The organism is Pseudomonas sp. 05N434, from assembly GCF_056396965.1.
Window position 1 is genome coordinate 1 of sequence record NZ_JBFTMK010000289.1, and the last position, 6,369, is coordinate 6,369.

5 protein-coding genes are annotated in these 6,369 nt (G+C 59.3%); 2 read left to right on the plus strand and 3 right to left on the minus strand.

Annotation, left to right across the window (positions count from 1 at the left end):
• Positions 1 to 188: 188 nt before the first annotated feature.
• Positions 189 to 1,181 (plus strand): alpha/beta hydrolase family protein, encoded by a 993-nt coding sequence (locus tag AC1DLB_RS18140; protein ID WP_477743659.1) that lies wholly within the window; start codon positions 189 to 191, stop codon positions 1,179 to 1,181.
• A 43-nt stretch (positions 1,182 to 1,224) separates the two neighbouring features.
• Here the strand turns inward: AC1DLB_RS18140 and AC1DLB_RS18145 are convergent, their stop codons facing one another.
• Genes AC1DLB_RS18145 through AC1DLB_RS18155 form a run of 3 tightly spaced genes read right to left on the minus strand, consistent with a single transcriptional unit; the run spans position 1,225 to position 3,678 of the window.
• On the minus strand, positions 1,225 to 1,989 hold the full coding sequence (locus AC1DLB_RS18145; protein ID WP_064620755.1) for a TerB family tellurite resistance protein: 765 nt from the start codon (positions 1,987 to 1,989) through the stop codon (positions 1,225 to 1,227).
• Position 1,990: 1 nt separating this feature from the next.
• On the minus strand, positions 1,991 to 2,662 hold the full coding sequence (gene murU / locus AC1DLB_RS18150) for an N-acetylmuramate alpha-1-phosphate uridylyltransferase MurU (RefSeq protein WP_018928856.1): 672 nt from the start codon (positions 2,660 to 2,662) through the stop codon (positions 1,991 to 1,993).
• Positions 2,659 to 3,678 (minus strand): aminoglycoside phosphotransferase family protein, encoded by a 1,020-nt coding sequence (locus AC1DLB_RS18155; protein WP_477785392.1) that lies wholly within the window; start codon positions 3,676 to 3,678, stop codon positions 2,659 to 2,661. The genes murU and AC1DLB_RS18155 overlap by 4 nt, the downstream gene beginning before the upstream one ends.
• Positions 3,679 to 3,808: 130 nt before the next feature.
• Here AC1DLB_RS18155 and AC1DLB_RS18160 point away from each other — a divergent pair.
• Positions 3,809 to 6,369: LPS-assembly protein LptD (locus AC1DLB_RS18160; RefSeq protein WP_477785393.1), on the plus strand; the 2,561-nt coding region annotated here is incomplete at its 3' end.

The window sequence follows — 6,369 nt, forward strand, 5'->3', positions numbered from 1 at the left end:
TTGCTGTTGCGCCGAAGACAATGACACGACATGCGCCGGTGGCGCGGGAGCCGCCCAGCCCATCAAGGGAAACCACAAACAGCCGATAACCCACAGGCAGCGAAAATGCATCATCGAAGTCTCACACACTGACAAATACTGACCAACCCATTAGGCTGCCGGAATTAACTTCTGGCCTGGAATATCCGATGCCCCCTGTCTACCGCCTGGCACTGCCAGCATTGTGCCTGTCGCTGATCCTGCCGTGCGCCTTTTCCGTCGAGGCGGCCGACCCGGCACCTGCCACTGCGGAAAAGCCCGCCGAAGAAAAACCGGTCGAACGCCAGCCGCTGCTTGAGCGTAGCCAGGAAGAATCGACGGCACTTGAGCGAAAAATTCCTGCGCAGGAACAGCAGCAACTGCAAGCCGGTACCGACAGCTTTCTCGCCTTGTGGAAACCGGCCAATACCGCCGAGCCCAAAGGTGCGGTGATTATCATCCCGGGTGCCGGTGAAACCGTTGACTGGCCGCAAGCAATCAGCCCATTGCGCCGCCAATTGCCGGACGCCGAGTGGAGCAGCCTGAGTATCACCTTGCCGGACCTGCAAAGCGAAGCCATTGCGCCACGTATCGTCGAAGTGGCGCCAGCGCCCAAAGCGCCTGATACCGGCAACAAAGACTCGACCACCGCGGCGCCCATCGAACAGGCCGCCGGCGGCGAAGCGGAGGTGGCCGACAAGGCTATCGCCGAAACCACCGAAGAACACGCCAAAGCCGACGCCGAGCGAATTTTCGCCCGCATCGACGCGGCCATCGCTTATGCCGAACAGCAAAGCGCTCGCAAAGTCGTCGTGCTGGGGCATGGCACCGGCGCTTACTGGGCCGCGCGCTATCTGAGCGAGAAGCAGCCATCGCAAGTCGAGAAGTTCGTGATGGTCGCCGCCCAGACGCCTGTTACGGCGAAGCCTGAGCTTGCCGAGTTGACGCCGACGATCAAGCTGCCGACTGCCGACATCTTCTATATGGACAAACCACTGGATCGCAACGCGGCACTGGAACGCTTGCAGGCCAATAAACGTTTGAAGACATCGGCGTTCAGCCAGGTCTCGCTCAAGGCACTGCCGGGTAATGCCAAGGCTGAGCAAGAGCAGTTGGTTCGCCGGGTGCGGGGATGGTTGAATCCGCAGCCTGCGGCGGACTGATGGATCGCGTCGCCCCATTCGCGGGCGACACAACTCTGCCCTGCTATCGAAAGTCCCGCCGTTCACGAATCAACGTGTAGGCGTTGTGCAATTCACGAGTCTTGTCCGTCGCCTCACGAACCTGCAACGCCGTCGCACCGCTGCCGGCAATCTTGTCCGGATGATGGCGACTGAGCAGGCGTCGATAGGCGCGTTTGATCTGTGCTGGCTCGCTGGTCGCCGACACTCCCAATAACCGCAAGGCGTCCTGATACGTAATCGCGCTGCTGACCAATGGTCGCTTCGGCTCGTAGTCACTCGCCAGTGCCTGTACCTGTTGCGGCGTCCAGCCCAACCATTTGCCCCACTGGGCAATCAGTTCGCGCTCGCTGCTACCGGCGCGGCCATCGGCCCAGACCATCCGCCAACAGGCACGCAACACGCCTTCCGCGGCATGGGGCTGAGCACTCAAGCGTCGCAGATAGCCACGCAACCGATCACGCCCCGACTTGCCGCGGTTGAACGCCGCTATCGCCCGACGTTGCGCCGACTCGGTCATCTCCAGCGCACGCATTTCCTGTCGCGCCTGCTGAATGTGGCCATCCACTACCCGCCCATCACTCTTGGCCAATCGGCCCAGCAACACGAACAGCAGTTCATCGTTGCGCAGCACCGAGCGACCACCGAATTTTTCCCATAAATGCGCCCAGCTCTGCAGGTGCAAGCGCCGATCCAGCGCCTGTCCCAATAAAGCACCGAGCATGGCCCCCGGAATGCTGGCTATGGCAAAGCCCGCTCCGGCTCCAATCAGAGTCCCTGGCCACAACATGTCAGCGTCTCGCTTCTATCAAGGTTTCTACTTCAGCCAGGCGCTCGTGAGTGCCGACATCTACCCAATGTCCATTCAGGCGCTCGCCCGTCACTTGTCCATCGGCCATGGCTTTGCGCAACAATGGCGCAAGCTTGAAGGCCCCGGCCGAGCAACCGTCAAACAGCTGCGGGTGCAGCACGGCGATGCCGCTGTAGGTCAGGGTTGGGGTATCCGGCTGACCGTCCTGCACATGGCCATCGACCAGAGTGAAGTCCCCGCTCGGGTGATGCGCCGGGTTGTCCGCCAGGATCAAATGGGCGAGCCCGACGATGGGCTGGTGCAACACGCTGAAGTCGTAGTCGGTCCAGATGTCGCCGTTGACCACCACAAAAGCCTCATCACCCAACAACGGCAACGCGCGGAAAATACCACCACCGGTTTCCAGCGGTTCACCTTCCGGCGAATATTGAATGCTCACGCCATATTTCGAGCCATCGCCCAGATAATCTTCGATCTGCTGACCGAGCCAGGCATGGTTGATCACGATCTCGGTAAACCCCGCAGCCGCCAGCGCGTGCAGGTGATACTCGATCAAGGGCGCTCCGCCGGCACGAACCAGTGGTTTTGGCGTGGTCAGGGTCAGCGGACGCATGCGCTCGCCTTTACCCGCCGCCAGAATCATTGCCTTCATGCCTTCACTCCAGCACGCAGACTGGCCAGCAACACATCCAGCTCAGCCAGTTCAGGACGACGGGCAATGACCGCGTCTATATAAGCAAAGAAACGCGGCACATCGCCGAGATAGCGTGGCTTGCCGTCGCGATGGCAAATGCGGGCGAAGATGCCGATGACTTTCAAGTGACGCTGCACGCCCATCAGGTCGCTGGCGCGCAGAAAGTCTTCAAAGTCCGGCTGAACCGGGATGTCGAGCGCACCGRCTTGCTGCCAGTAATCCTCCAGCCAGCCGCGTACGCGTTCTTCAGGCCAGCTGAGGAAGGCGTCCTTGAACAGGCAGGTCACGTCATAGGTCACCGGCCCGTAGACTGCGTCCTGGAAATCCAGCACGCCGGGATTCGGCTCGCTGATCATCAGGTTGCGCGGCATGTAGTCGCGATGCACCAGGACTTTAGGCTGAGCCAGAGCGCTGTCGATCAGCAGGTCGCTGACCTGCTGCCAGAGCACCTGCTGCGCAGCATCGAACTCGATACCCAGTTCGCGCTTCACGTACCACTCGGGGAACAGTTCGAGCTCGCGACGCAGCAGCGCGACGTCATAACTCGGCAGCGGCGCCACCATCGGCAATTGCTGGAAAGCCAACAACGCTTGCAGGGCATCCTTGAACAAATCGTCGGCATTTTCGCTGTCGATCACGTCCAGATAAGTCTTGTTGCCCAAGTCATTGAGCAAAAGGAAACCGCGCTCGAGGTCCTCGGCATAAATTTTCGGCACGTTTATGCCGGATTTCGCCAGCAGAAAAGCGATATCCACAAAGGGTTTGCAGTTTTCCTGGGGCGGTGGCGCGTCCATCACGACGAAACTTCTGCCTGCGCCTTCCCAGCGGAAATAGCGCCGAAAACTCGCGTCGCTACTGGCCGCGGTCAACGTGGCCGGGGGCACGGCGCCCCAACCTTGTTCTGCAAAGAGGATAGCCAACTGTTCATCGAGCCAAACTTTCAGGTGTTGCAAGCGTACATCTTGGTCAGGCATTGCAAGGGTCTCCGACGGCGCTAGCCGTCAAGCGGGTCATGCTTTATTATCCAGCATCTTTTTCAGACCATCGAGAGGCGTGCGGCCCACACCGCGGGCAGATGGCACGCAGGAAGCCCGGACTAATAAGATGGCATTGAAATCCCCCGCGTTTCGTAAAAAATTTCCGTTGTTGGTTACCGGCAGTCTGCTGGCCCTGCAACCCCTGGCCACGTCGTTCGTGGTCGCCGCGGAACAGTATGACTGCTCAGTATCTGCTTCGGGTGCCTGGGACTGTGCGCCAAAGGCACCGGCCGCTGCATTGCCGCCGCGCCCCGTGCATGAAGGCAGCGCAGTTTCCGCTACTGGAGAAACCCCGGCAGGCACCGCCTCCAGCGAAGACACCGGTGCCAAGCCTGTGCTGGTAACCGAGTCCAAGGGCCGCGGCCTGAAGTCGCGTAGTGAAGACTACAGCCACCTCGACTGGGTTCCGCGCGAGAAGCTCACCGCAGCGCAATTGGCCGAAACCGGTCCTTACTGCTCTGGTTCCTATATCGAACCGATTCGTCCTGGCATGAACGACAAGACGAATAAAAGTGACGCTCCAACCTTTATCGGCGCCAAGGCCTCCCGCTATAAGCAGGAAGAGCAGGTCGCGACCCTGGCCGGTGACGTGGTCATGCGTCAGGGCAGCATGCAGGTCGAAGCCGACGAAGCGAACCTGTACCAGGCCGAGAGCCGTGGCGAACTGGCCGGCAACGTGCGCATTCGCGACAATGGCGCGCTGATCGTGGGCGATCACGCCGACGTACAGCTCGACACCGGTGAAGCCAAGGTCGACAACGCCGAGTACGTGATGCACAAGTCGCGTATCCGCGGTAACGCGCTATATGCCAAACGTGCCGAGAACGCGATCATCCGCCTCAAGGATGGTACATACACCACGTGCGAACCGAACAGCAACGCCTGGCAGCTCAAGGGCAACAACATCACCTTGAACCCGGCCACCGGTTTCGGTACCGCGACCAACGTGACGTTGCGGGTCAAGGACATTCCGGTTCTGTACACGCCGTACATCTATTTCCCGATCGACGACCGCCGCCAATCCGGCTTCCTGCCGCCGACCATCGGCGCCGGCAGCGATACCGGCTTCCTGCTTGTCACCCCGTATTACTTCAACCTGGCGCCGAACTACGACGCCACGTTGTACCCGCGCTATATGAGCAAGCGCGGCCTGTTGATGGAAGGCGAATTCCGTTACCTGACCAAGTCCAGCGAAGGTCAGTTCGGCGCCGCGTACCTCAACGACGAAGATACTGAACGCAGCAAGCAGACCGACTACGAAAAAAACCGCTACATGTACAACTGGCAGCACAAGGGTGGCCTCGACTCGCGCGTCTTTACGCAAGTCGACTACACCAAGATCAGCGATCCGTATTACTTCCAGGATCTGCAGACTAACCAGATTGGCGTGAAAAGCGCTGACTACGTGAACCAGCAGGGCTCCGTCACCTATCGTGGCGACAGCTACGTCGCTCGCTTGAACGCCCAGGCTTATCAGCTGGCGACCGTTTCGAACATCACGCCGTATGACCGTTTGCCGCAGATCACCTTTAATGGTCAGCTGCCGTATCATCCGGAAGGTTTGGACTTCGATTACGAGACAGAGATCGTTCGATTTGACCGGGATCTGAAGACTGGAACATTCGTCCAGCAGGACGGGATTACCACTGAGTCACGTCTGGATAACAACATCTTTGGTCTGGCACGCGCCAACGGCGACCGTTTGAATCTCAAACCAGGTGTCAGCCTGCCGCTGTACTGGACCTATGGTTTCTTCAAGCCATCGCTCAAGTACCAGTACACACAGTATCAACTGGATCTGGACGGCCGCGGCAAAAGCGAAATCGCTTCGCAAAGCGCGGAGCAGGACAGGCTCAACGGCACATTCAGCAGCAACCAGAACCGTGGGGTACCGATCGCCAGCATCGACAGCGGTCTTTACTTTGACCGCAACACTTCCTGGTTCGGAAAAAACTACCGTCAGACCCTGGAACCGCGTCTGTTCTACCTCTATGTACCTGAGGAAGACCAGAAGGATATTCCAGTGTTCGACACCAGCGAATACACCTTCAATTACGCGTCGCTCTTCCGTGACAACCGTTTCTCCGGCTCCGACCGTGTCGGCGACGAGAACAAACTGTCCCTGGGCGTGACCAGCCGCTGGATCGAAGACAATGGTTTCGAACGTCAACGCATCAGCGTCGGCCAGGCCTTGTACTTCAAGGACCGTAAAGTCCAACTGCCAGGCATTGCTTTCGATGATCGTGACGATGCCAAGGCCAACGTTTCGCCATATGCACTGGAATACGAATACCGCTGGAACCGCGACTGGCGTACCACGGCCGACTACAACTGGGACCCGGACAGCCGCAGCCCTCGCTCGGGCAGCGCGATGTTCCACTACCAGCCTGAAGACAACCCGAACAAGGTCATCAACGCCGGCTATCGCTATCGCAATGACCAGGTCCGTTATGACCAGAACACCGGTAAATGGTCGGTGGGCGGTGGCGATTACGGCACCCCGGGCCAACCTGGCTACGTGAAGGACTACTACAAGATCAAACAGCACGACTTCTCGGTGATCTGGCCGATCGTGCCGCAATGGAACGCCATCAGCCGCTGGCAGTATGACTACAACCGCAACCGTAC